General features: G+C 72.7%; 24 protein-coding genes. 11 read left to right on the plus strand and 13 right to left on the minus strand.

Translation table 11 applies throughout. The features are described 5' to 3' along the window. Positions 1-147: 147 nt before the first annotated feature. Entirely contained in the window at positions 148-1131 is a 984-nt protein-coding gene (locus tag NI25_RS14300) for an SDR family NAD(P)-dependent oxidoreductase (protein ID WP_061442828.1), read from the minus strand. A 63-nt stretch (positions 1132-1194) separates the two neighbouring features. Between NI25_RS14300 and NI25_RS14305 the strand changes: the two genes are divergently transcribed. Continuing rightward, positions 1195-1767, plus strand: coding sequence for a TetR/AcrR family transcriptional regulator (locus tag NI25_RS14305; protein WP_078884620.1), 573 nt, complete (start codon positions 1195-1197; stop codon positions 1765-1767). Between the two features lie 60 nt (positions 1768-1827). Here the strand turns inward: NI25_RS14305 and NI25_RS14310 are convergent, their stop codons facing one another. The 3 genes from NI25_RS14310 to NI25_RS39685 form a co-directional block, all read right to left on the minus strand. Further along, positions 1828-2706: a GNAT family N-acetyltransferase gene (locus NI25_RS14310; RefSeq protein ID WP_061442829.1), complete on the minus strand. Its 879-nt coding sequence runs from the start codon at positions 2704-2706 to the stop codon at positions 1828-1830. A 129-nt stretch (positions 2707-2835) separates the two neighbouring features. Then, entirely contained in the window at positions 2836-4083 is a 1248-nt protein-coding gene (locus NI25_RS14315; protein ID WP_061446920.1) for a L,D-transpeptidase, read from the minus strand. A 231-nt stretch (positions 4084-4314) separates the two neighbouring features. Continuing rightward, the gene (locus NI25_RS39685) at positions 4315-4668 is read right to left on the minus strand and encodes a hypothetical protein (protein ID WP_061442830.1); all 354 of its coding nucleotides are present in this window, start codon (positions 4666-4668) and stop codon (positions 4315-4317) included. Between the two features lie 109 nt (positions 4669-4777). On the opposite strand from NI25_RS39685, the gene NI25_RS39690 reads away from it, so the two are divergent. Further along, on the plus strand, positions 4778-5107 hold the full coding sequence (locus tag NI25_RS39690; protein ID WP_199560907.1) for a hypothetical protein: 330 nt from the start codon (positions 4778-4780) through the stop codon (positions 5105-5107). 89 nt (positions 5108-5196) lie between these two features. Here the strand turns inward: NI25_RS39690 and hutH are convergent, their stop codons facing one another. The 3 genes from hutH to NI25_RS14340 all read right to left on the minus strand — a co-directional run bounded on the left by hutH (position 5197) and on the right by NI25_RS14340 (position 9183). Then, a complete protein-coding gene (gene hutH, locus NI25_RS14330) occupies positions 5197-6765 on the minus strand; it encodes a histidine ammonia-lyase (protein WP_061442832.1) in 1569 nt (522 codons plus the stop codon). 127 nt (positions 6766-6892) lie between these two features. Further along, entirely contained in the window at positions 6893-8041 is a 1149-nt protein-coding gene (locus NI25_RS14335; protein WP_061442833.1) for a diguanylate cyclase domain-containing protein, read from the minus strand. Between the two features lie 341 nt (positions 8042-8382). Then, a complete protein-coding gene (locus NI25_RS14340; protein WP_061442834.1) occupies positions 8383-9183 on the minus strand; it encodes an enoyl-CoA hydratase/isomerase family protein in 801 nt (266 codons plus the stop codon). A gap of 211 nt (positions 9184-9394) precedes the next feature. On the opposite strand from NI25_RS14340, the gene NI25_RS14345 reads away from it, so the two are divergent. Further along, positions 9395-10114: a hypothetical protein gene (locus NI25_RS14345; RefSeq protein ID WP_061442835.1), complete on the plus strand. Its 720-nt coding sequence runs from the start codon at positions 9395-9397 to the stop codon at positions 10112-10114. Between the two features lie 25 nt (positions 10115-10139). Here NI25_RS14345 and NI25_RS14350 read toward each other — a convergent pair whose 3' ends face one another. Both NI25_RS14350 and NI25_RS14355 read right to left on the minus strand, forming a co-directional pair. Further along, positions 10140-11285: an adenylate/guanylate cyclase domain-containing protein gene (locus NI25_RS14350; RefSeq protein ID WP_061442836.1), complete on the minus strand. Its 1146-nt coding sequence runs from the start codon at positions 11283-11285 to the stop codon at positions 10140-10142. Positions 11286-11441: 156 nt separating this feature from the next. Continuing rightward, positions 11442-12332, minus strand: coding sequence for a biotin--[acetyl-CoA-carboxylase] ligase (locus tag NI25_RS14355; RefSeq protein ID WP_061442837.1), 891 nt, complete (start codon positions 12330-12332; stop codon positions 11442-11444). A 110-nt stretch (positions 12333-12442) separates the two neighbouring features. Between NI25_RS14355 and NI25_RS14360 the strand changes: the two genes are divergently transcribed. The 4 genes from NI25_RS14360 (at position 12443) to NI25_RS14375 (ending at position 15178) form a co-directional block, all read left to right on the plus strand. Further along, a complete protein-coding gene (locus NI25_RS14360; protein ID WP_061442838.1) occupies positions 12443-14035 on the plus strand; it encodes an acyl-CoA carboxylase subunit beta in 1593 nt (530 codons plus the stop codon). Positions 14036-14044: 9 nt separating this feature from the next. Continuing rightward, entirely contained in the window at positions 14045-14254 is a 210-nt protein-coding gene (locus tag NI25_RS14365; protein ID WP_061442839.1) for an acyl-CoA carboxylase subunit epsilon, read from the plus strand. 139 nt (positions 14255-14393) lie between these two features. Next, positions 14394-14522, plus strand: a complete 129-nt coding sequence (gene mmpB / locus NI25_RS40490) for a morphogenic membrane protein MmpB (protein WP_061442840.1) — start codon at positions 14394-14396, stop codon at positions 14520-14522. Between the two features lie 32 nt (positions 14523-14554). Further along, a complete protein-coding gene (locus NI25_RS14375) occupies positions 14555-15178 on the plus strand; it encodes a nucleoside triphosphate pyrophosphatase (RefSeq protein ID WP_061442841.1) in 624 nt (207 codons plus the stop codon). Here the strand turns inward: NI25_RS14375 and NI25_RS14380 are convergent. Continuing rightward, positions 15147-15641 carry a hypothetical protein gene (locus tag NI25_RS14380; protein WP_061442842.1) on the minus strand — a complete coding sequence of 165 codons (495 nt, stop codon included), beginning with the start codon at positions 15639-15641 and terminating at the stop codon, positions 15147-15149. The two genes, NI25_RS14375 and NI25_RS14380, sit on opposite strands and share 32 nt — an antisense overlap. A gap of 374 nt (positions 15642-16015) precedes the next feature. On the opposite strand from NI25_RS14380, the gene NI25_RS14385 reads away from it, so the two are divergent. Continuing rightward, positions 16016-17788 (plus strand): acetyl/propionyl/methylcrotonyl-CoA carboxylase subunit alpha, encoded by a 1773-nt coding sequence (locus tag NI25_RS14385; RefSeq protein ID WP_061442843.1) that lies wholly within the window; start codon positions 16016-16018, stop codon positions 17786-17788. A gap of 109 nt (positions 17789-17897) precedes the next feature. Here the strand turns inward: NI25_RS14385 and NI25_RS14390 are convergent, their stop codons facing one another. Both NI25_RS14390 and NI25_RS14395 read right to left on the minus strand, forming a co-directional pair. Next, positions 17898-18884, minus strand: coding sequence for a DeoR/GlpR family DNA-binding transcription regulator (locus tag NI25_RS14390; protein WP_061442844.1), 987 nt, complete (start codon positions 18882-18884; stop codon positions 17898-17900). Positions 18885-19062: 178 nt separating this feature from the next. Next, positions 19063-20511, minus strand: a complete 1449-nt coding sequence (locus tag NI25_RS14395; RefSeq protein WP_061442845.1) for an NAD(P)H-quinone dehydrogenase — start codon at positions 20509-20511, stop codon at positions 19063-19065. A gap of 72 nt (positions 20512-20583) precedes the next feature. On the opposite strand from NI25_RS14395, the gene NI25_RS14400 reads away from it, so the two are divergent. From NI25_RS14400 to NI25_RS14410, 3 genes are all read left to right on the plus strand, one after another. Then, positions 20584-21021 carry a gamma-glutamylcyclotransferase gene (locus tag NI25_RS14400; RefSeq protein ID WP_061442846.1) on the plus strand — a complete coding sequence of 146 codons (438 nt, stop codon included), beginning with the start codon at positions 20584-20586 and terminating at the stop codon, positions 21019-21021. A gap of 93 nt (positions 21022-21114) precedes the next feature. Continuing rightward, entirely contained in the window at positions 21115-21939 is an 825-nt protein-coding gene (locus NI25_RS14405; RefSeq protein ID WP_061446921.1) for a purine-nucleoside phosphorylase, read from the plus strand. 512 nt (positions 21940-22451) lie between these two features. Then, positions 22452-24110, plus strand: a complete 1659-nt coding sequence (locus tag NI25_RS14410) for a phospho-sugar mutase (RefSeq protein WP_107071733.1) — start codon at positions 22452-22454, stop codon at positions 24108-24110. A 191-nt stretch (positions 24111-24301) separates the two neighbouring features. On the opposite strand, the gene NI25_RS14415 is transcribed toward NI25_RS14410, so the two are convergent. Then, on the minus strand, positions 24302-25012 hold the full coding sequence (locus NI25_RS14415) for a PH domain-containing protein (protein WP_107071734.1): 711 nt from the start codon (positions 25010-25012) through the stop codon (positions 24302-24304). Positions 25013-25028: the final 16 nt, after the last annotated feature.

The raw sequence follows: 25028 nt of genomic DNA on the forward strand, positions 1-25028 counted from the left end.
CTAGGTACGGCCCGTGATGGCGGGATAAGGGCCGCGTAAGAGGAGGATGAGAAGCCCGGGCAGCGGCGGACGCGCTGCGCCTGCTGGCGAGCCGGGGAACGGACGCGGCGGCCTCACTGCCGACGTGAGCGGCCGGCGCCCCCCGGGTCAGCCGGCAGGCGGGAGGCGGAGCAGGCCGGTGGACACGGTCCAGAGGCGCTCGGCGGCGGCGGGGTCGAGCGCCCATTGCTTGACGCCGTGCGGGTGCTGCCCGAGGTCGGCGTCGTTCGGCACCGTGTAGGCCTCCTGCCCGTCGTCGAGATAGTGGCCGCCGGAACGGGCGAACTCGGGGGCGGCCGCCGCGACGACCGTGGTGGCGGCCCCCTGCTCGACCGTCTTGTACGTGAAGACTCCGGCGGCCTCCGCAGCGTCGAGCGACGCCTTCTGTTCCGGCGTGAAGTTGCGCTGCAGTCCCGTCGCGACACCGCCGGGGTTCACCGCGTTGGCGACGATTCCGTCGGGCGCCCACAGACGGCTTGCCTCGACGGCGAAGAGGGAGTTGGCCGTCTTGGACTGGGCGTAGGCGATCTGCGGGTCGTAGCCGCGGCGCTCGAAGTGGAGGTCGTCGAAGTCGATGCCGGAGCGCATGTGCGCCGTCGAGCTGACCGAGACGATCCGTGCTCCACCACGGTCGGCCGCGCCCCGGGCCAGGGCGCGGTGCAGGCCGGTGGCCAGCGCGAAGTGGCCGAGGTGGTTCGTCGCGAATTGCAGCTCCCAGCCCTCGCGGGTCCGTTCGAGGCCACCGGTGACGACCCCGGCGTTGTTGACGAGCAGGTGGAGCGGGCCGTCCCACGCGTCGACGAACCGCGTGACGGTGGCCCGGTCGGCGAGGTCGAGCCGGACGACGCGGGGCCGGATCCCTCCGGTCGTCCTCCCGATCGTCTCCGCGACGGCGTCCCCCGCAGCCGTGTTCCGGACGGCGAGCGTCAGCTCCGCCCCGGCCGCGGTCAGCGCACGAGCCGTCTCGACGCCGAGTCCGGAGGAAGCCCCCGTCACGATCGCGCGGACGCCGGTGAGGTCGATGCCTGCCAGCACCTCGTCCGCGGTGCTGGAGGAGCTGAAGGGCGTGGAGACGAGCCGGCGAGCACTCATGACGGCAACTATACGCACTTGACTTGATTTGTATAGCGCGTATCAGGCTCATACGCTCGCTCCATGAGCAGCCCCGACGGCGGCCACGCGCCGTCGACCGTCGCCGACACCGGCCGCCGCGCCATGGTCCTGGAGTCCGCCATGGCCACGTTCGCGCGCTTCGGTTACCGCAAGACCACGATGGAGGAGGTGGCGCGGGCCGCACGCATCTCCCGCCCCGGGCTCTACTTCCTCTTCTCCTCGAAGGAGGCTCTGTTCCGCGCCGCGGTCACCCAGGCCCTGGAACGGGACATCACCGCGGTCGAACGGGTCCTGGCCGACCGCGGCCGCCCCCTCGCGGAGCGCCTCGTCGAGGCGTTCGACCAGTGGGCGGGCCGCTACATCGGCCCGCTGGCACGCGACGTCACGACGGTCGTCGAGGACAATCCCGACGTCCTCGGAGAGGTCGTCGAGACCGCGCCGCGGCGTTTCGAGGAACTGATCACGGAGGCCCTCTCCGCCGAGTCGGGACGAGAGGGGGCGCTCCCCCTCGCCCAGACGATGATCAGCACGTCGATCGGACTCAAGCACCAGGCCGCGTCGCGCGAGTTCTACCTCGAACGCATGACGACCGCCGTCGGCCTCCTGCTGCACTGAGCACGCTCCACCGGGGCTCGCCGTGACCGCCGCGCCGGCCGGCCCTGCGTCATTGCGTCCTCAATGGGCCTCCGGCACACCGCGCGAGAAGTCGTACACCGCGAAGTCGGCGACGGGGCGGTACCCGATCCGCCGGTAGAGGCCGTTGCTCGTCGGGTTGGCCAGGTCGGCGAAGAGCAGCACTTCCGCCGCGCCCGCTTCGAGCGCCGCCCGGCTCGCCTCGACCGTCGCGGCACCCCCGTAACCGCGGCCGCGCAGGTGGAGCGGGGTGTAGACGGGCGCCACCCGGATCTGACCGGCGACCATCGGCGTCACACCGGCCATGGACACGGGCGTGCCGTCCGGGGTCTCCCAGAACGTGACGCGTCCCTCGGCGATGCGCGTGTCCGCCCACGCGCCGTCGTCCGCGTCGGGAGACCCTCCGATGTCGTCGACGAACTCCCGGTGCCAGCGCACGAGTCGCTCCCGGTCCTCCGCGCCCGCGACTCGGCCCCGGCCCTCGGGGGACGGCTCCGGCGGTGTGAGCGTGCCCAGCCGGTACAGGCGCATGCGTTCGTGTGGCGTCGACACGTCACCCGTGTGCCGCCGCCAGGCCCCGGCGAAGGAGGCGGCGGTGTCACGGTCCGCGTTGACGCCGGGAAGCGGATGACCGAGCCCGGCCAGGCGGGCGGCGAGGCAGTCGGCCTCTTCGGGGGTGAGGGGGGTGACCGTCAGGCGGCGCGGCGGGGTGCGGAAGAAGGTCGCCCGGACCTCTCCCGACCGCTGCAGCACGCCGAAGACGGGGGCGTCGGAACCGTACGCGTCCGCCCCGTAGGCGCGCAGCGCCTCGGTCACCGTCAGCGGGACGGTGTGCAGGGCGGGACGCGAGTGCAGGAAGTCTGTGGCGCGGGCGAGGAAGTCGTCGACGTCTTCGGTGAGGTACCAGTCATCCGGACTCATGCCGCATGATCCCTCATGACCGTCTGCCCGCGCCCGCGCGTTTTCATACGGCGCGGGCGCCCGCCGCTCCCCCGGCGGGAAGTGGCGGGCGCCCGTGCGAAGTGCCGTCGGCTCTGGGAGAGTTCGGCGTCAGACCGCCGAACCCGCCTTCCACTGGGCCCAGTCCATGTTCCAGCCGTTGAGGCCGTTGTCCGGGGCGATGGTCTTGTCGCCGGTGTTCTGGACGACGACCACGTCACCGATGATCGAGTTGTTGTAGAACCAGGCGCCCGGCGTGTTCGGGTCGTTGGCGCCCTTGGCGTCCTGCAGGCCGACGCAGCCGTGGCTGGTGTTGACGCTGCCGAAGATGCCCTTGCCCCAGTAGTTGCCGTGGATGAAGGTGCCGGAGGTGCTCAGGCGCATGGCGTGCGGCACGTCCTTGATGTCGTACTCGCCCTTGCCGTCGTCGTCGGTGAAGCCGACGGTCGAGCCGTCCATCCGGGTCTCCTTGAACTTCTCGGAGATCACCATCTGGCCTTCGTAGGTCTTGTTCTCCGGGGAGCCCGCGGAGATCGGGATGGTCTTGATGGTCTTGCCGTCCTGCGTGACCTTCATCTGCTTGGTCTTCGCGTCGACGTAGGAGACCTGGTTGCGGCCGATCTTGAAGGTGACCGACTTCTGCTGGACGCCGTAGACGCCGTCGGCGCCCTCGACCCCGTCGAGCGCCAGCTTGAGGGTGACGGTCGAGCCCTCCTGCCAGTAGTCCTTGGGACGGCAGTCCATGCGCTGGGTGGAGAACCAGTGGCAGGCGACCTCCTGGCCGCTGCTGCTGTTGACCGTGATGCCCTTCTGGACGGCGGCCTTGTCGGTGATCTCCTTGTCGAAGTTGATCGACACGGGCATGCCGACGCCGACGGTCTTCCCGTCGTCCGGGGTGAAGGTCCCGATGAAGCTGTTCTGGGGCGAGACCGTGGTGAACGAGGTGTTCTCGTGGGCGGCGCGGCCCTCGGAGTCCTGTGCGGTCGCCGAGATCGAGTACTTGGTGGCTCGCTCCAGCTGCCCGCTGGGCTTCCAGCTGGTCTTGTCGGCGGATATCTCGCCCTTGACCACGGTGCCGTCCGACGCGGTCATCTTCACCTCGGTGAGCGTGCCCTTGCTCACCGTGACGCCGGCGGAGTTGTTGATGGAGGCGTTGTCCGAGCCGCCCTTGGGCGTGATCTTGATCTGGGCCTCGGACGTCTTCTTGGCCGCCGCTTCGTCGACCTCGGCCTGCGAGGTCTTGCCGTCCCCACCCCCGGAGGTGTCGGCGTCGCTACTGGAACATGCCGAGAGCACCAGCACACCGCCGAGCAGTGCGGACGCGGCCGCCAGGCCCTTGCGCCGCTTACCGTCCGTCATCACACGCTTCTCCATCGTTGCCGATTCCCGAAACCCCGAGATACCCCGTCAATAACTTTCAACGCTACGACCGGTTCGTCCCGTTCCACATCGCTCACCGGTGTGGGGCATGCCACGTTTCGCCGCCGAGGGCGGGGGCGGTGCGGGGAGGTGTCGGTCTGTGCGCACCGTGAGACGACGAAACCCCGGGCGGCGGTTGCCGTCCGGGGTCAGGAATTTCCCCACACCGCGTCAGCCGACCGTCATTTCATCGTCTTCCGGGTCGTTCTCGTCGCCATCATCCTCGTCGAGGTCCCACTCGGGCGAGTCGGGGTCGTAGTCGATCTGCTCACTGCTCCACGAGGCCTGCCGGAGCTCGACCCCGGGCACCGCGCCGACCAGGTCGAACGGGTCCACCAGGTGCGCCAGGGCCTCGGCGGTGTCCTCCGTCACAGCGCGCTCGGAGTCGGTCCGTTCCGCGTCGGACAGGTCGGTGTCGTCGGCGAGGGCCTGCAGCGCGGCCCCGGTGACGGCTTCTTCGTCGTCGATCTCGAGGACCAGCTCGACGCGAATCCGTACAAACCGTGATGTCTCTGGAGTGCTCATGCCCGGAGCGTAAGGCCGGCCCCTCCCGTGACTTTCCTGTGACCCGCGCCTTTCACTAACATCTGCCCACACGGCCAATTCGCCAGCGCCACAAGGGGATCGATATTCCGTGTCATCCGCTCGCCGTTCCTTGCTGACCGCCACCGCCGCGGGCGGTCTGCTGTGTGCCCTGTGGTTCGTCCCGTCGGCCAACGCGACACCCGAGGCACCGGTCCTCGAGTCCGCGGCCGCGACGCCGTCTCCGCAGGTCACAGCCCAGGCGAGAGCGGCGTCCACGGACGCCTCCACGGACACGGCGGCGACCGGCGAGGGCACGACCCGGCTGGCCGACACCGGCAGCTTCGACAGCACGCCGTACGTCGTCGGAGGCGCCCTCTGCCTCGGCCTCGGCGCCGGCTTCGTGGGCTACTCGGTCCGCCGGGAACGCGTCGGGCTTTAACAAGACTTGACGTTCCGTCCGGTGCGCCCGGAGGCGGCCCGAGGGGCCCGGCGGCGCGCCGGGCCCCTCGGTCATGTCCCCGTCGGCCGCTAGCGCAGCGGCCCCGTGACCGTCTCCGCGGCCGCCACCAGGTGCCCGGCGCGCACGAACGCGTCCGCCGCGGCGAGGTCGGGCGCCAGGTAGCGGTCCGGGCCGGGGCCCTCGACGCCGGCCGCCCGCACGGCGTCGATGACGGCCTGCGAGGCCGGGGCCGGGGTCAGTCCCTCGCGGAGCTGGATCGCGCGCGTGGCGGCGTACAGCTCGACGGCGATCACGCGGGTGAGGTTGTCGACGGCCGTGCGCAGCTTGCGCGCCGCCGACCAGCCCATCGACACGTGGTCCTCCTGCATGGCGGAGGACGGGATGGAGTCCGCCGAGGCCGGCACGGCGAGCCGCTTCAGCTCGCTGACCAGGGCGGCCTGCGTGTACTGGGCGATCATCAGGCCGGAGTCGACGCCCGCGTCGTCGGCGAGGAACGGCGGCAGGCCGTGGCTGCGGTTCTTGTCGAGGAGCCGGTCGGTGCGGCGCTCGGCGATGGAGCCGAGGTCGGCGACGGCGACGGCGAGGAAGTCGAGGACGTAGGCGACGGGGGCGCCGTGGAAGTTGCCGTTGGACTCCACGCGCCCTCCCCCAGTGCCGAAAGCCTGGGAGGTACCCCCGGGCAGGACGACCGGGTTGTCCACCGCCGCGGCCAGCTCGCGCTCGGCGACGAGTGCGGCGTGGGCCATGGTGTCGCGTCCGGCGCCCGCGACCTGCGGGGCGCAGCGCACCGAGTAGGCGTCCTGGACGCGGGGGGCGTCGTCCTGGTGGTGTCCGGTCAGGCCCGAGCCCTTGAGCACGGCGGCCATGTTGGCGGCGCTGGCGGCCTGCCCCGGGTGCGGACGGATGGCGTGCAGCTCGGGGGCGAGCACCTTGTCGGTGCCGAGCAGGGCCTCCAGGGTCAGGGCGGCGGTGATGTCCGCGGACTTGTAGAGGGTGTCGAGGTCGGCGAGGGCCATGACCAGCATGCCGAGCATGCCGTCGGTGCCGTTGAGGAGGGCGAGGCCCTCCTTCTCGCGCAGTTCCACCGGGGTGATCCCGTGCTCGGCGAGCAGCTCGCCGGCCGGGCGCACGGTCCCGTCGGGGCCCTCGGCGTCGCCCTCGCCCATCAGGGTGAGCGCGCAGTGGGAGAGCGGGGCGAGGTCGCCGGAGCAGCCGAGGGAGCCGTACTCGTGCACCACCGGGGTGATCCCGGCGTTGAGCACGTCGGCCATGGTCTGCGCGACCTCGGGGCGCACCCCGGTGTGTCCGGAGCAGACGGTCTTCAGCCGCAGGAACATCAGCGCGCGCACCACTTCGCGTTCGACGCGCGGGCCCATCCCGGCGGCGTGCGAGCGGACGATGTTGCGCTGGAGCTGCGCCCGCAGGTCGGGGCTGATGTGCCGGGTCGCCAGGGCACCGAAGCCGGTGCTGACGCCGTAGACGGGGTCCGGCTTGGCGGCCAGCGCGTCCACGATGCCGCGGGCCGCGGTCAGGGCGGCGACCGCGTCGCCGGAGAGCTCGATCCGGGCGCCGCCGCGCGCCACGGCGAGGACGTCGGACGCGGTGACCCCGGCCGTCCCCACCACCACAGTGTGCATATCCATATTCAGGAGCGTACGCAGTGAATTCGATGATGTCACGAGGGGGTACGTCACGGATGCGCGCGGCCTGCGCCCCTTACCGGCCGGGCGCCACGGCGAGTGCCGCCCCAGAACCGGCTCGACGTCACGGCGAGTGCCGCCCCCGGAACCGCCTGCGCTCCCCGTCCTCCTCCCGGGAGGGCTCGTCCGCGAGCCGTACGACGGGGTCGTCGGGGCCTTCGCGTCCCGCGACGACCGGCCCGGCCGCCCGCTCCGCCTTGGCGCGGTACTGGGCGGCGTCCGCGAGCCGGAACAGCCGACGGGCGGAGCGGACCGGCCCCACCGGGTCCTCCGTGGACGCGACCCCGCAGGCCACGCCGTCGCCCAGCTCCAGTTCGGCCGCCCGGCGGCACAGCTCCTCGGCCGCCTTGACCACCGCGTCGGCGGGCGGCCCGACCGCGAGCAGACAGAACTCGTCCCCGCCGAGCCGCGCGGCGAGCGCCCCGGGCAGCATCGCCCCGCACAGCGACAGCACCGACCCGAACCGCTCCAGGAGCCGGTCGCCGACGGCGTGACCGTGCGTGTCGTTCACCCGCTTGAGGCCGTTCAGGTCGCAGACGACGAGGCTGACGACGACGCCCTCGACGCGGTGCCGCTCCACGGCCTCGTCCAGCGCGGAGTCGACGGCGCGGCGGTTGGCCAGCCCGGTGAGCGCGTCGGTGTACGCGAGGCGCCGGACCTCCTCGAGACGCTCGGTCTGCGCGATCCCGGCGGCGACGACGGAGGCCAGTACGGTGGCGAAGTCGGCGTCGGCCCGCTCGAAGACCCGCTCCCCCACCGGCCGGGCCACGTACAGCTCGCCCCACGCCCTGCCGTGCAGCACGATCGGTGCGACGACGCAGCAGCCGCGGCCCCGGCGGCGCAGGGCGGCGACGCGCTGGTGGACGTACCCGGGGCGCCCGGCGGCGGGCCCCTCGGCCGTCTCGACCCAGGCGTCGGGCTCACCGCCGCCGGCCCAGCGCTCGTGCAGGAACTCGGTGATCTCCGCGAACTGGTGCACGGGGTAGGACTCGTCCTCGGGGAACTCCTCCTCGTCCTCGGCGCGCCGCCCGACGTTCACGAGGACCCGCAGCCGGCCCAGCTCCCGCTCCCACACCGACAGCGCGGCGAAGCTGCCGCCCAGCGCCAGGCACCCGCCCACGGCCGCCGCCCGCCACGCCTCACGCGCGCTGTGCGCGGCGGCCATCCCCTGCGCAAGCGCCACCACGGCCGCGAGCCGCCTGTCGTCACCCATCACTCCAGGCTAGGGAGATTCACGAAGAAACGTTACTCAAACGGGGCGAACCGGGCGAGTGTCGACCGTGGCGGGCGCCCGGCCGGGGTTGCGGCACAGGGCGGGCACACGACGGCTCAGGCCGCACGACGGCGAGCCGCACCGACCACGGCGGGCGAACGACGCCCACGACAGCCGGCGCGGAACCGCGCCGGAAGCCGCGCCCGGGCGCCGGCAGCGCGGGACGAGGGCCGACGGGCGCCGCAGCACACGGCGCGGGCGGCCGACGGCGCACCCGGGCACGCGGCCCCACGGGAACCGGTGGCGCCGGACGGCGGTGACCGCGACCGGGGGGGGTTGCTTCACTCGCCCGGCCAGCGGGGCGCGCGCTTCTCGTTGAACGCCGCCACGCCCTCCGCGCGGTCCCCCGAGAACGCCACCGACCGCCACGCCGCGTCCTCGACCTCCAGGCCCGCCCGCAGGTCGAGCCCGTGCCCGAGGCGCAGCGCCCGCTTGGCCGCGCGCAGGCCCACGGGGGAGTTCGCGGCCATCCGGGAGGCCAGCTCCAGGGCGTCCTCCCGGTCCCGGCCCTCCTCCGCCAACTGGTCCACGAGCCCCAGCCCGCGCGCCTCCTCGGCCGGCACCCGCCGCGCCGTGAACACCAGCTCGGCCGCTCGCGCCGCCCCCACCCGGCGCGGCAGCAGCTGCGTGCCGCCGCCGCCCGGGATCACGCCCACCGACACCTCCGGCAGCCCCACCACGGCCGTACGGTCGGCCACGATCACGTCGCAGGACAGCGCCAGCTCGAACCCGCCGCCCAGCGCGAACCCGTGCACGGCCGCGACCGTGGGCTGCGGCAGCTCCAGCACCGCCGTGTACGCCCCCCGCGTCACCGGTCGCTGGCGCAGCAGGTCGGCGTCGGAGAAGGAGTTGCGCTCCTTCAGGTCCGCCCCGACACAGAACGCCCGCTCGTGGGTCGAGGTCAGCACCACCACCCGGACGTTCCGGTCCTCGCCCAGCGCCGCACAGGCCGCGCTCAGGGACTGGGCCATGGCGGTCGAGACGGCGTTCATGGCCTTCGGCCGGTCGAGCGCGAGCTCCGCGACATGCCCGTCCCCGTGCCGCCGCACCAGGACGAACTCTCCGAACCGCTCCTCGCTCATGACACCCTCCGGTTAACGTGTGTTAACAAGTCGACCGCTCGATCATCGCAGGCGGGCCCGCGCGGGGGAAGCCCGGACGCGCCGCTCCCCGCACCGACCCCGCCCACCCGTTCGAGTGACATACGGCCGACCGCCCCACCCCGGCCGACGGCAGACCGTAGCCTCGCTCCGCCACGGCGCAGCGGGGGCGCGTGCGCACCGGGGAGGGACCATGACGAAGAGCAGCACACCGGCGACCGGCGGTCCGGCCACCGGCACGGCCACCGACGTGCGGACCGAGCCGCGGTACGCGTGGTGGCGCCGCGGCCGGCACCGCAGGCCCCGCCCCCGCAAGGTGCTGCTGGTCGCGGGCGGCCTCGCCCTCGCGGCCGCCGCCCTGAGCGTCGTACGCCTGCTGCCCGAGCCGGGCGGTGACGGGGGCGTCGGCTTCGGCGCCGAGGCGGCACCGCGTGGGGACGGCGGAGGCCGGGACACCGCCTCGGACGACCGGGAGACGGCGTCCGCCTCCACGGGCGCCGACGGCGGGACGCCCGGGGCGAGCCCTTCGGCGACGTCCGGCATGGGCGGCCTGAGCGGCTCCCCCGAACCGGGTCTCATACCCGATCTCGCACCCGGCCCCTCAGCGAGCGGCCCACCGGCCCCGCTCCCGGCCCCGACGACCGCGCCGGTCGCTCAGGGCGCTCCGGACGCCTCCGAGGGCGGGCGGCCGGGGGAAAGGCAGGAACAGGAGCAGGAAGGGGAGGGAGAGCGGGACCGCGCCCCGGGCACGCCGCAGCCGTCGCATTCCGACCGGCCCGCGCCGCGCCCCACGCCGCCGACCCCGCCGCCGGGCCACAGCACGCCGTCGGCACCCGCACCGGCGCCGGAACCCGACGACCCGGGCCTGTGCGTGCCGGTCATCGGCCTCTGCGTCGACCTGCTCGGCGACTGAACACCCGGCTCCCGCGTCCGGCGTTCTACGACTCCCCGCCGCCGTCGCCCCGGCGCGTGAGCAGCCACGGCTCGACCACGCCCAGACCGCGCACCGGACGCTGCCACATCGGCTGGAGCGCGAAGCGGTACACCGGCGGCTCCTCGCCCTCCTTCTCCGCGGCGGCCGCCGCCTCGGCGGCCGCGGCCTCCGAGGCGGGGGCGTCCCCGGTGCGGATCAGCTCCTCCGCGAAGGCGGAGTCGACGAGGACGGCGTCCTTCGGCGCTATCGAGGTGAGCCGGGAGGCCAGGTTGACGGTCGTGCCGAAGACATCACCCATCCGGGTGGTGACCGTGCCGAAGGCGATGCCGACGCGCAGTTCCGGCATGGTCTCGTCGTGGGCCATCGTCTCGACGAGGAGCAGCGCGATCTCGGCGGCCGTACCGGCGTCGTCGGCGGCGTAGAGCACCTCGTCGCCGAGGGTCTTGACCAGCCGTCCGCCGCGCGCGGCCACCAGGTCGGCGGAGGTGGTCTCGAAGGCCTCGACCAGCTCGCCGAGCTCCTCCTCCTCCATCCGCCGGGTCAGCCGCGTGAAGCCGACCAGGTCCGCGAAGCCGACCGCGAGCCGCCGGTCCACCATCTCCTCGTCGTCCCCGGCCTGGATGACCCGGCCGGCCGAGGCGGCGAGCTGGCGCCGCCAGACGTAGACGAGGAACTCCTGCAGCTCGGGCAGGAGCAGTTCGACGATGGGATACGTCACCTCGGTGCGCGTCATCCCGGGCTCGGGGGGCTCGGTCAGACCCTCCAGGAAGGAGTCGATCTGCCACTCGGCCAACCGGGCGGTGGTCTGCCCCGTGGACCGGGCGACCTGGACGGCCATCGCCTCGCTGAGCAGCCCCGCCTCCACCAGACCGGCCAGCCGCCTGAGGGCGAGGACGTCGGCCTCGGTGAGCGCCTTGGCCTGGCCGATGTCGGCGAAGCCCATGGCCCGCCAGAAACGGGAGGCCAGCTCCATGGAGACGCCCGCGCTGCGGGCGGCCTGGAAGGGCGTGTAGCGGCGCTCGGCGCCCAGGATGAGCCCCTCCAGGCGTAGCGCGAGCGGGTCCTCGCCGGGGTCGGCGGAGTCCGGGGCGGGCTCGGGGTCCACCCGGCCGTCCCCGTCCGCGCCGGAGCCGGTGTCGTCGACGGTCACGCCTGTTGCCTTTCCGATCTGCCGCGGTCAGGTTCGACCGGCCCCAACTTTACGTCAGGTGTGCCCCAGCTCACTCCCGTGCGTCCAGCTCCGCACGGGCCCTGGGGCCACGGTCCTCGCGCGGCCCGTGCCCTTGGCCCTCCCCCGGGTCGTGGCTCACGCCAACCGCAAGTGCACGATGTCGCCCGCGCCCACCGGCTCCTGCACCCCCGCCTCCGTCGCCAGCACCAGCCGCCCGTCGCCGTCCACGGCCACCGCCTCTCCCACGAGCGACCGGTCGCCGGGCAGCTCCGCCCGCACCGTGCGCCCGAGGGTCGCGCACCCCGCCGCGTACGTCTCCTGGAGCCCGCTGGCCGCCGGGTCGCCGCCGGCCTCGCGCCAGCGCCCGTACCAGTCCTCCAGCGACCGCAGCACCCCGCGCAGCAGCGGGTCCCGGTCGGTGTTCGCGGCCCCGGCCAGCGCCAGCGACCCGGCCCGTGCGACCGGCAGCTCCTCGGCGCGGAGCGAGACGTTGATGCCGACGCCGATGACGACGCCGTCGGGGCCGGCCCGCTCGGCCAGGATGCCGCCGGCCTTGCGCTCCTCGTCGCCGACGGTCACCAGCAGGTCGTTGGGCCACTTCAGAGCCGTGTCGACCCCGGCCACGCGGGACAGCCCGGTCGCCACGGCGACGCCGGTGAGCAGGGGCAGCCAGCCCCAGCGGTCCACGGGGATCTCGGCGGGCCGCAGCAGTACGGAGAAGAACAGCCCGGAGCGCGGCGGCGCCGTCCACTGCCGGTCCAGGCGCCCCCGTGCGGCGCTCTGCTCCTCGGCGACGAGGACGACACCCTCCGCCAGGTCTCCCCCGGCGGCCCGGGCCACGAGGTCGGAGTTGGTGGACCCGGTGCGCTGCACGACGTCCACCTGCCGCCACAGGCCTCCCTCCCGCACCAGGCCCCGGCGCAGGGACATGCCGCTGAGGGGCGGCCGGTCCAGGTCGGACCACCGGCCGTTCGAGGCGTCGTTCGAGGCGTCGTGCGGAGAGTCGGAAGGATCTCGGGGCGTCATGCAACCCACCCTAGGTGTGGGAAAGACCGCACTGCCGATCGGAAGGGCCCCTACTACTCTACGAACGAGTAACCGTCCCCCCTTTTGAGCAGGCAGGGAGCCGCATCCCGATGTCCGAGCCGGAAGAGCAGCAGCCCGACATCCACACGACCGCGGGCAAGCTCGCGGATCTCAGGCGCCGTATCGAGGAGGCGACGCACGCCGGTTCCGCACGCGCCGTCGAAAAGCAGCACGCCAAGGGCAAGCTGACGGCTCGTGAACGCATCGACCTCCTCCTCGACGAGGGTTCCTTCGTCGAGCTGGACGAGTTCGCCCGGCACCGCTCCACCAACTTCGGCCTGGACGCCAACCGCCCCTACGGCGACGGCGTCGTCACCGGCTACGGGACCGTCGACGGCCGCCCCGTCGCCGTCTTCTCCCAGGACTTCACCGTCTTCGGCGGCGCGCTGGGCGAGGTCTACGGCCAGAAGATCGTCAAGGTGATGGACTTCGCGCTGAAGACCGGCTGCCCGGTCATCGGCATCAACGACTCGGGCGGCGCCCGCATCCAGGAGGGCGTGGCCTCCCTCGGCGCGTACGGCGAGATCTTCCGCCGCAACACCCACGCCTCCGGCGTCATCCCGCAGATCAGCCTGGTCGTCGGCCCGTGCGCGGGCGGCGCGGTCTACTCCCCCGCGATCACCGACTTCACGGTCATGGTCGACCAGACCAGCCACATGTTCATCACCGGCCCCGACGTCATCAAGACCGTCACCGGCGAGGACGTCGGCTTCGAGGAGCTGGGCGGCGCCCGCACCCACAACTCGACCTCGGGCGTGGCCCACCACATGGCCGGCGACGAGAAGGACGCAGTCGAGTACGTCAAGCAGCTCCTGTCGTACCTGCCGTCCAACAACCTCTCCGAGCCTCCCGCCTTCCCGGAGGAGGCGGACCTCGCGGTCACGGACGAGGACGCCGAGCTGGACACGATCGTCCCGGACTCGGCGAACCAGCCCTACGACATGCACACCGTCATCGAGCACGTCCTCGACGACGGCGAGTTCTTCGAGACCCAGCCCCTGTTCGCGCCGAACATCCTCACGGGCTTCGGCCGGGTCGAGGGCCGCCCCGTGGGCATCGTCGCCAACCAGCCGATGCAGTTCGCCGGCTGCCTGGACATCACCGCCTCCGAGAAGGCGGCCCGGTTCGTGCGCACCTGCGACGCCTTCAACGTCCCCGTCCTCACCTTCGTGGACGTCCCCGGCTTCCTGCCGGGCGTGGACCAGGAGCACGACGGCATCATCCGCCGCGGCGCCAAGCTGATCTTCGCCTACGCCGAGGCCACGGTCCCGCTGATCACGGTCATCACCCGCAAGGCCTTCGGCGGCGCCTACGACGTCATGGGCTCCAAGCACCTGGGCGCCGACCTCAACCTGGCCTGGCCCACCGCCCAGATCGCCGTCATGGGCGCCCAGGGCGCGGTCAACATCCTGCACCGCCGCACCATCGCCGACGCAGGTGACGACGCCGAGGCGACCCGGGCCCGCCTGATCCAGGAGTACGAGGACACCCTCCTCAACCCCTACACGGCGGCCGAGCGCGGCTACGTCGACGCGGTGATCATGCCGTCCGACACCCGCCGCCACATCGTCCGCGGCCTGCGCCAGCTGCGCACCAAGCGGGAGAACCTGCCCCCGAAGAAGCACGGCAACATCCCCCTGTAAGGAGCCGCTGTGACCATCAAGGTCGTACGGGGCAACCCCACCCCGGAAGAACTCGCCGCCGCCCTGACGGTGGTCAGGGCCCGCGCGGCAGCGACGGAAGCCGAGCCGTCCGCGCCCGACCGGCCCCGCGACGCGTGGTCCGACCCCTCCCGCATCGCGGCAGCACACCTGCCCCAGCCCGGCCCGACCTCATGGAGCCGCACCTACTGGCCGAGCTGAGAACAACCCGCTCACAGGGGCGCGGGGCTGTATCGATGTGCGGCTCCGCCGCGTGAGCGCACTCCAGCGGCAACCCCGCGCCCCGATATAGGTACCCGTACTCAAGCGCCCTCCAGCGGCCAAGCCGCACGCTAGGGGCATGCTGTGGTCCGACCCCGAGAACGAGCCGCCCAAGGAACTGCGCGACACGCAGGCCATGCTGCGGCGGCTGAGCCTCTTCCTGGCGTTGGCCATGGTCCTGGCGATGATCGTCCTCGGCCTGGGGTGAGCCGCCCCGGCCCCGGTGGCTAATCTGACTCCATGACTGCTGCCCGGCCCCGCCGCCGCCTCGTCCTCGCCTCCCAGTCCCCGGCCCGGCTCGGCCTGCTGCGTCAGGCCGGCCTCGCCCCCGAGGTGCTGGTGAGCGGCGTGGACGAGGAGGCCGTCACCGCCCCCACCCCCGCCGAGCTGGCCCTCGCCCTGGCCGAGGCCAAGGCGTCCGTGGTGGCCGCCCGGCCCGAGGTGCACGGCGCCCTGGTGATCGGCTGCGACTCGGTGCTCGACCTGGACGGCCGGGCGCTCGGCAAGCCGGCCGACGCCGAGGAGGCCACCGCCCGCTGGAAGGCGATGCGCGGCCGCGCGGGCACGCTGCAGACCGGCCACTGCGTCTGGGACACCGCCTCAGGCCGCCACGTCTCGGCGACCGCGTCCACCGTCGTCCGCTTCGGCGAGCCGACCGACGACGAGATCGCCGCCTACGTGGCCTCCGGGGAGCCCCTGTACGTCGCGGGGGCGTTCACCCTGGACGGCCGCTCGGCGCCGTTCATCGACGGCATCGACGGCGACCACGGCAACGTGATCGGCCTCAGCCTGCCCCTGCTGCGGCGGCTCCTCGCCGAGCTCGGGACCGGCATCACGGAGTTGTGGGCGCCGGCGGAGAGCTGACCGGGGAGCCGTCGCCGCCCTTGCCGCCGTCGCCGCCCCCGGGTCGCGGCCCGGGTGCGGCGGGCTCCTCGCGTGCGTCGTACGTCATCAGGAGCAGCACGATGAGCCCGAGTACGACGATCATGAAGACGAAGGCGCCGGGTCCCACCAGCCCCCAGGTGAAGGCGCCGAGCAGCCCGTGCACCACGGCGGCGCTGATCAGCAGGACCCGGCCGAGCCCCGCGGGGGCGCGGTCGCGCACCGCCACGAGCAGCGCGACCAGGCCGCACAGCGCGAAGTACAGCCCGAAGACGACCCCGCCGATCTTCGAGGAGACGGACATCATGTCCGGGTCGAGACCGGCGAGGGACATGTCCTGCCGGTCGACGACGATCGCCAGGAACCAGTTCAGCGCAGCGACGCCGACCGCCTCCACGAAGAGCACGACCGCCACGATCCACGCCACCGGCCTGCGCACTGACACCGGTCCCCACCCACTTTCGACCGCTGCCGCACAGGACAGCTGTTACCCCAAGTACGTTCGAGACCCGAGGAACGCTACTAACGGGTAATGCGCACCACAAGGGTTCGGGCACGAGCAAAGAATCATTGGGCCATTAGTAGGGACTCCACAAAGAAACCGAGTGGCCCGCAGCACGCCCTTACAGAGACCTTGACCACACAGGAGGGCTAGGGTTTCCCCCAGGAGTCCTGCGCAGGGCGGTACTACAAGGGCCTTCGTGGCTCGAGCGAGCCTCGGATCACGCTCCGTGTGGGCAAGCTCACCATTGGGGACGGGTCGAAGTGCCGTGTCGGCAGTCCCTAAACTCGGCTTGTTTCAAGGAGGGAGCCTCAATCGTGCGCAAGGTGCTCATCGCCAATCGTGGCGAAATCGCTGTCCGCGTGGCCCGGGCCTGCCGGGACGCCGGGATCGCGAGCGTGGCCGTCTACGCGGACCCGGACCGGGACGCATTGCATGTCCGCGCCGCTGATGAGGCGTTCGCCCTGGGTGGTGACACCCCCGCGACCAGCTATCTGGACATCGCCAAGGTCCTGAAAGCCGCGCGTGAGTCGGGCGCGGACGCCATCCACCCCGGCTACGGATTCCTCTCCGAGAACGCGGAGTTCGCGCAGGCGGTCCTGGACGCCGGACTGATCTGGATCGGCCCGCCCCCGCACGCCATCCGCGACCTGGGCGACAAGGTCGCGGCCCGCCACATCGCCCAGCGGGCCGGCGCCCCCCTGGTCGCCGGCACCCCCGACCCCGTCTCCGGCGCGGACGAGGTCGTCGCCTTCGCGAAGGAACACGGCCTGCCCATCGCGATCAAGGCCGCCTTCGGCGGCGGCGGCCGCGGCCTGAAGGTCGCCCGCACCCTCGAAGAGGTCCCCGAGCTGTACGACTCCGCGGTCCGCGAGGCCGTGGCGGCCTTCGGCCGCGGAGAGTGCTTCGTCGAGCGCTACCTCGACAAGCCCCGCCACGTGGAGACCCAGTGCCTGGCCGACACCCACGGCAACGTGGTCGTCGTCTCCACCCGCGACTGCTCCCTGCAGCGCCGCCACCAGAAACTCGTCGAGGAAGCCCCCGCCCCCTTCCTCTCCGAGGCCCAGCTGGCGGAGCTGTACGCCTCCTCCAAGGCCATCCTGAAGGAGGCCGGCTACGTCGGCGCCGGCACGGTGGAGTTCCTCGTCGGAGCGGACGGCACGATCTCCTTCCTGGAGGTCAACACCCGCCTGCAGGTCGAACACCCCGTCACCGAGGAAGTCGCCGGCATCGACCTGGTCCGCGAGATGTTCCGCATCGCCGACGGCGAGGAACTCGGCTACGACGACCCCGCCCTGCGCGGCCACTCCTTCGAGTTCCGCATCAACGGCGAGGACCCCGGCCGCGGCTTCCTGCCCGCCCCCGGCACCGTCACCCGCTTCGAGGCCCCCACCGGCCCCGGCGTCCGCCTGGACGCCGGCGTCGAATCCGGCAGCGTGATCGGCCCGGCCTGGGACTCCCTGCTCGCCAAACTCATCGTCACCGGCCGCACCCGCAAGGAAGCCCTCCAGCGCGCCGCCCGCGCCCTGGACGAATTCACCGTCGAGGGCATGGCCACCGCCATCCCCTTCCACCGCACCGTCGTCCGCGATGCCGCGTTCGCCCCCGAGCTGACCGGCTCCACCGACCCCTTCACGGTCCACACCCGCTGGATCGAGACGGAGTTCGTCAACGACATCAAACCCTTCACCGCACCCGCCGACACCGAGACGGACGAGGACAACGGCCGCGAGACCGTCGTCGTCGAGGTCGGCGGCAAACGCCTGGAGGTCTCCCTCCCCTCCAGCCTGGGCATGTCCCTGGCCCGCACCGGCCTCGCCGCCGGCGCCCGCCCCAAACGCCGCGCGGCGAAGAAGTCCGGCCCCGCGGCCTCCGGCGACACCCTCGCCTCCCCCATGCAGGGCACCATCGTCAAACTCGCCGTCGAGGAAGGCCAGGAAGTCGCCGAGGGCGACCTGATCGTCGTCCTCGAAGCCATGAAGATGGAACAGCCCATCAACGCCCACAAGTCCGGCACCGTCAAGGGCCTGAGCGCCGAAGTCGGCGCCTCCCTCACCTCCGGCGCCCCCATCTGCGAAATCAAGGACTGAGCGGCACCCGCACCACACAGGGGCGCCCGGCGGACCACCTCACACGGCCCGCCGGGCGCCCCTGTCACTGCCCGGCGGACGGGGACCGCCGGACGCTTCCGTGCCCGTCCTACCGGCGACGCAGGTCGGCGACGCGTGCCCGTTCCGCCCCGCCGCCCTGGTCTCCGAGGGCGCCGGCCGACCGCAGGCCCGCCGCCGCGCCCGGAACCTGTCGGCGTGGCCCCGGAAGCGGCACGTCCCGGCGCTGCTGACGGGCCACGGCTTCACCTCCCGAGGCCCCCGGTGTCCCGCTGCCGTTCACCGCACCACCCCCCGGGGACCCGGCCACGGCGATCTGCACGCCCTGGTCGGCCAGGGCCTGGAGCTCGGTGGCGGCGCGGTCGTCGTGGGCCGGCGACTCGTCGGTGACCAGACGGGTGATGACGTCGGTGGGCACGGTCTGGAACATGGTGTCCGTACCCAGCTTGGAGTGGTCGGCGAGGACGACCACCTCGGCCGCGGCCTGCACCAGCGCCCGGTCGACGGAGGCCGACAGCATGTTGGACGTGGACAGCCCCCGCTCGGCGGTCAGCCCGCTCCCGGACAGGAAGGCCTTGGAGACCCGCAGCCCCTGCAGGGACTGCTCGGCCCCGGACCCCACCAGGGCGTAGTTCGACCCCCTGAGCGTGCCTCCGGTCATCACCACCTCGACCCGGTTGGCATGGGCGAGGGCCTGGGCCACCAGCAACGAATTGGTGACGACGGTCAGCCCGGGCACCCGCGCGAGCCGGCGGGCCAGCTCCTGCGTCGTGGTACCCGCGCCCACCACGATGGCTTCGCCCTCTTCGACGAGGCCCGCGGCGAGATCGGCGATGGCCGTCTTCTCGGCGGTCGCGAGATGGGACTTCTGCGGAAAGCCGGACTCTCGCGTGAACCCGCCCGGCAGTACCGCACCGCCGTGCCGGCGGTCGAGGAGTCCTTCTGCCTCCAGTGCGCGCACGTCCCGCCGTACGGTCACTTCGGAGGTCTGGACGACGCGGGCGAGCTCACGGAGCGACACGGCCCCGTTCGCTCGCACCATTTCGAGGATCAATTGGCGACGTTCTGCAGCGAACACGAAACTGACAGTAACCCCAACGACCGTCTGCTTTCAGCAGTATGCGCCGAATAACAGAAGTTGTTCGCATGCCACCACCGGAAGTGGTATACGCGCCTACCCCGGCCGCCTATGCCGCCCGCAAGCGCCGCGACTCCCCGTGACCGGCGGGGAGTCGATTCCGGCCGCGCCCGCCGGACTACTGCTCCCCGCCGGCCTTCCGGGTGTGCAACTGCCGTGCCACCTCCGCGATCGACCCCGAAAGCGAGGGATACACGGTGAAGGCGTTGGCGATCTGCTCGACCGTCAGATTGTTGTCGACGGCGATCGAGATCGGATGAATGAGTTCCGAGGCCCGCGGCGCCACGACGACGCCACCCACCACGATCTCGGTACCGGGCCGGCAGAAGATCTTGACGAAGCCGTCCCGGATGCCCTGCATCTTGGCGCGCGGGTTGCGCAGCAGCGGCAGCTTCACCACGCGGGCGTCGATCTTGCCGGCGTCCACGTCGGCCTGCGAGTACCCGACGGTGGCGATCTCGGGATCGGTGAAGACGTTCGCGGACACGGTCTTCAGATTCAGCGGAGTGACGGCGTCGCCGAGGAAGTGGTACATGGCGATGCGCCCCTGCATGGCCGCCACCGAGGCCAGCGCGAAGACGCCGGTGACGTCACCTGCGGCGTACACGCCGGGCGCCGAGGTCCGCGAGACCCGGTCGGTCTTGATGTGTCCGGAGTCCTTGAGCCGGACTCCGGCCTCCTCGAGCCCCATCCCCTCCGTGTTGGGAATGGCGCCGACGGCCATCAGACAGTGCGTCCCGCCGATGACCCGCCCGTCCGACAGCGTCACCTCGACCCGGTCCCCCACCCGCTTGACGGACTGGGCCCGCGACCGCGACATGACGTTCATCCCGCGCCGCCGGAAGACGTCCTCCAGCACGGCCGCCGCGTCCGGGTCCTCACCGGGCAGCACCCGGTCCCGCGACGACACGAGCGTGACCCGCGACCCGAGCGCCTGGTAGGCCCCGGCAAACTCGGCACCGGTCACACCGGAGCCGACCACGATGAGCTCTTCGGGCAGCTCGTCCAGGTCGTACACCTGGGTCCAGTTCAGGATCCGCTCCCCGTCGGGCCGCGCGTCCGGCAGCTCCCGCGGATGCCCACCCGTGGCAATGAGCACCGCATCGGCGGTCAGCGTCTCCTCGCTCCCGTCGGCGGCCCGCACCACGACCTTGCGCGACCCGTCGAGGGCCTGCATGCCCTCCAGCCGCCCGCGCCCCCGCACGACCCGCGCACCGGCGCGGGTCACCGAGGCGGTGATGTCGTGCGACTGTGCCAGCGCGAGCCGCTTCACCCGCCGGTTGACCTTGCCCAGGTCGACGCCGACCACCCGGGCGGCCTGCTCCATGGGCGGGGTGTCGTCGGCGACGATGATCCCCAGCTCCTCGTAGGAGGAATCGAAGGTGGTCATCACCTCAGCCGTGGCGATGAGGGTCTTGGACGGCACGCAGTCGGTCAGCACCGACGCCCCGCCCAGACCGTCGCAGTCGACGACGGTCACCTCCGCGCCGAGCTGAGCGGCCACCAGCGCCGCTTCGTATCCGCCGGGTCCGCCACCAATGATCACGATCCGAGTCACGTACTCCATTGTCCCGCACCCTTCAACGACCGGCCGCCCGGGGCCACCACCGTTACCGGAACGGCGCGTACCCTTCCCCCCATGTCGCTCTACGCCGCCTACGCCGGCAACCTCGACGCGCGGCTGATGACCCGCCGCGCCCCCCACTCGCCGCTGCGTGCCACCGGCTGGCTGAACGGGTGGCGGCTGACCTTCGGGGGCGAGCACATGGGCTGGGAGGGAGCACTCGCCACCCTCGTGGAGGACCCGATCTCCCAGGTCTTCGTGTCCCTCTACGACATCGCCCCGATGGACGAGGACTCCCTCGACCGCTGGGAGGGCGTGGGCCTGGACATCTACCGCCGCACCCGCGTACGCGTCCACACCCTCGACGGCGAGGAGGGGGCCTGGACCTACGTCCTGAACGCCTACGAGGGCGGCCTGCCCTCGGCCCGCTACCTCGGCGAGATCGCCGACGCCGCCGAATCGGCCGGCGCCCCCCACGACTACGTCATGGAACTCCGCAAACGCCCCTGCTGAGCACCGCCCCGTCAAAACCTCCAACCCAAAAACCACCATCCCGTGACCTCCGCCATCTACGCGCGTAGCCGCAAACCGGCTACCCTCTTCGGCGTGAACGCATCTCTTCTTCCGGACGACATCCAGGGCGACCCGTACGCCGCCGCCGACGCCGCCGCGGCCCGCCTGCGCGAACTCACCGGCGCCGAGACCCACGACGTCGCCCTCGTGATGGGCTCCGGCTGGGCACCGGCCGTGGACGCTCTGGGCGCCCCCGAGGCCGAGCTCAAGGTCACCGACCTGCCGGGCTTCCCCAAGCCCGCAGTGGAGGGGCACGGCGGCAAGATCCGCTCGTACTCCATCGGCGACAAGCGCGCGCTGGTCTTCCTGGGCCGCACCCACTACTACGAGGGCCACGGCGTGGCCGCCGTCTCCCACGGCGTCCGCACCGCCGTCGCCGCCGGCGCCAAGACGGTCATCCTGACCAACGGCTGCGGCGGCCTGCGCGAGGGCATGCGCCCGGGCCAGCCGGTCCTGATCAGCGACCACATCAACCTCACCGCCACCTCCCCCATCATCGGCGCCAACTTCGTCGACCTCACGGACCTCTACTCGCCCCGCCTGCGGGCGCTGTGCAAGGAGGTCGACGCCACGCTGGAGGAGGGCGTCTACGCCCAGTTCCCCGGCCCGCACTACGAGACCCCGGCCGAGATCCGCATGGCCCGCGTCATCGGCGCCGACCTGGTCGGCATGTCCACGGTCCTCGAGGCGATCGCGGCCCGCGAGGCCGGCGCGGAGGTGCTGGGCATCTCCCTGGTCACCAACCTCGCCGCCGGCATGACGGGCGAGCCCCTCAACCACGAGGAGGTCCTCCAGGCGGGCCGCGACTCCGCCGCGCGCATGGGAACACTGCTGACGCAGGTCCTGGGCCGCCTGTAAGGGACCCGGGGCCCGCTGCCCCTCCCGGCGCGGGTGCGGGGTGGGCCCAGAGGCCCGGGGCTACCCGGTCACCCGGCGTGGGTGCGGGGGTGGGGAGCGCGCCCGGCGCCGACGGGGTGCCTCCCCCAGTGCCCGAACGGCCTGGGCGGTACCCCCACCGCCCACCCGTGCCGCCCCAGCGGCACGACTGCCCGCAGCTGGGGCGGCGGAGAGCCGCGTACGGCGGGGACGGGGCAGCGGCGTGGGGCGGCCGGCAGCCGCGTACGGCGAGGAGGGGGCGGGTCGGGGGGTGTCCGCCCGCAGCGGTTGGCGCGTCAACGCCGCACAGATCTGTGGCCCACCGATTCCGCGCCGTTCCGAGGACGGACACCCCCCGGCCCGACCCCGACCCACAACGCGCCCCAAGGCGCTACGCGCACCCCCACCGAACCCGCACCGGCGCCGCAGGCATCCCGCGCCACCGCCGGAGGCACCCGCACCACCCACCACCCACACCCGAGAGGCTGACCGACGTGCAAGACGCGAACGACGACGACCTCCTCGCACGAGCCAAGGCATGGCTGGCCGAGGACCCCGACGCGGACACCCGCGCGGAACTCGCCGGCCTCATCGACGCCGAGGACCGCGCCGAGCTCACCGCACGCTTCTCCGGCACCCTCCAGTTCGGCACCGCGGGCCTCCGCGGCGAACTCGGCGCCGGCCCGATGCGCATGAACCGCTCGGTCGTCATCCGCGCCGCCGCCGGCCTCGCCGCGTACCTGAAGAAGCAGGGCCACCCCAACGGCCTGGTCGTCGTCGGCTACGACGCCCGCCACAAATCGGCGGACTTCGCCCGCGACACCGCAGCCGTCATGACCGGCGCCGGCCTCAGGGCGGCCGTACTCCCCCGCCCCCTGCCCACCCCCGTCCTCGCCTTCGCGATCCGCCACCTCGGCGCCGTCGCCGGCGTGGAGGTCACCGCCAGCCACAACCCGCCCCGCGACAACGGCTACAAGGTGTACCTCGGCGACGGCTCCCAGATCGTGCCCCCGGCCGACGCCGAGATCGCCGCGGAGATCGACGCCGTACGCTCCCTCCACGACGTCCCCCGCCCCACCACCGGCTGGCAGACGCTCACCGACGACGTCCTCGACGCCTACCTCACCCGCACGGACGCCGTCCTGGCCCCCGGCTCCCCCCGCACCGCACGCACGGTCTACACCGCGATGCACGGCGTGGGCAGGGACACCCTCCTCGCCGCCTTCGACCGAGCCGGCTTCCCGCGGCCCGCCCTCGTCACCGAGCAGGCCGACCCCGACCCGGACTTCCCCACCGTCGCCTTCCCCAACCCGGAAGAGCCCGGCGCGATGGACCTCGCCTTCGCGACGGCCCGCGCAACGAGCCCCGCCCCCGACCTGGTCATCGCCAACGACCCCGACGCGGACCGCCTGGCGGTGGCCGTACCCGACCCCACGACCGCCGCAGGATGGCGCATGCTGCGGGGCGACGAGGTCGGCGCCCTCCTCGCCGCCCACCTGGTCACCCGCGGAGCGACCGGCACGTTCGCGGAGTCGATCGTGTCGTCCTCCCTCCTCGCCCGCATCGCCGCGAAGGCGAACGTCCCCCACGCCGAGACCCTGACCGGCTTCAAGTGGATCGCCCGCGTGGAGAACATCCGCTACGGCTACGAGGAGGCCCTCGGCTACTGCGTCGACCCGGAGGGCGTCCGCGACAAGGACGGCATCACCGCGGCCCTACTGATCACGGAACTGGCCTCGACCCTCAAGAACCGGAACCGCACCCTCCTGGACCTCCTCGACGACATCGCCGTGGAGCACGGCCTGCACGCCACCGACCAGCTCTCGGTCCGCGTGGACGACCTGTCCCTGATCGCCGCCGCGATGCACCGCCTGCGCGAAGAGCCCCCGACGACTCTCGCGGGCCTGCCCGTCACCGAGGCCGAGGACCTCACCCGCGGCACGGACACGCTGCCGCCGACGGACGGCCTGCGCTACACGCTCGACGGCGCCCGGGTGATCGTCCGCCCGAGCGGCACGGAGCCCAAGCTGAAGTGCTACCTGGAGGTGGTCGTCCCGGTCGCCACGCACGCCGACCTCCCGACGGCCCGGGCGAAGGCGACGGACCTGCTGACCGCACTCAAGCGCGACCTGTCGACGGCAGCCGGCATCTGACGAAACCGGGGGCCCTCAGGGGCTGCCCTCAGGGCCCCCGGACCACACTCACCAGACCCGTCGGACTCACACCCAGCCGTCGGGCTCACGCCCAACCGTCGGACTAGCACCCAGCCGTCGGACTCACGCCCAACCGTCGGACTCGCCCCACCCCCGCCGGAGGACTCTCACCCAACCCCGCGGGAGGACCCTCACCCCATCCCGAGCAGCACCGCCAGCGCGACCGCCCCGACCACCACCGGCACGACGATCTCGTAGGCCCACCGCACCGTGACCTCACCCTTGGAGCTCGCAGCGTCCTTGCGGGCCTCCCACAGCTCGCGCAGCTCGTCCATGATCTTGTCGCCCTGCGCCCGCACCGGCCCGTCCGCCTCCACGGCGGTGGCCCCCGATCCGTCGGTCCGCGCACCGAACTGCAGCTGACCCATGCCGCCGAGCATGCCGCGCCCGCGACCACCACCGGCAGCACCGGCCGCCCGCCGGTCCTCTCGTCGCGCGGCCTTCTTGCGCCCCCGCAGCGAGACGGGAATGGACCACAGCTGGTACTTGTCGCCGCCCTCGGCGAAGACCTCGTTGGAGTAGGCGGACCGGAAGGATCCGACCTCCCCCCACGGGAGCACGATCACGCGGAACGGGTTGCGCACCCGCAGCCGGTCGTCGTTCGCGAAGACGGCGGGCCGCACGGTGTAGGCGGCGACGAGCGGCACGAGGAAGAGCAGCGCCGCCAGTGCCTTCCAGCGGGTGTTCCCCTCGCCCACGACCAGGGCGTCGATGCCGAGCCACAGCGCGAGGGCGAGGACCAGCACGCCTCCGGCCATGCCTGCGGGCGAGCGGTAGACCCGGTCCTTGGACACGGGTGCCGACGGCTGCGGCGAGGGCGACTGGGGCTCCGGGGTCGTCATGCAGCCGATTGTGCCC

This window comes from Streptomyces sp. CCM_MD2014 (assembly GCF_000772045.1).
Taxonomy (GTDB): domain Bacteria; phylum Actinomycetota; class Actinomycetes; order Streptomycetales; family Streptomycetaceae; genus Streptomyces; species Streptomyces salinarius.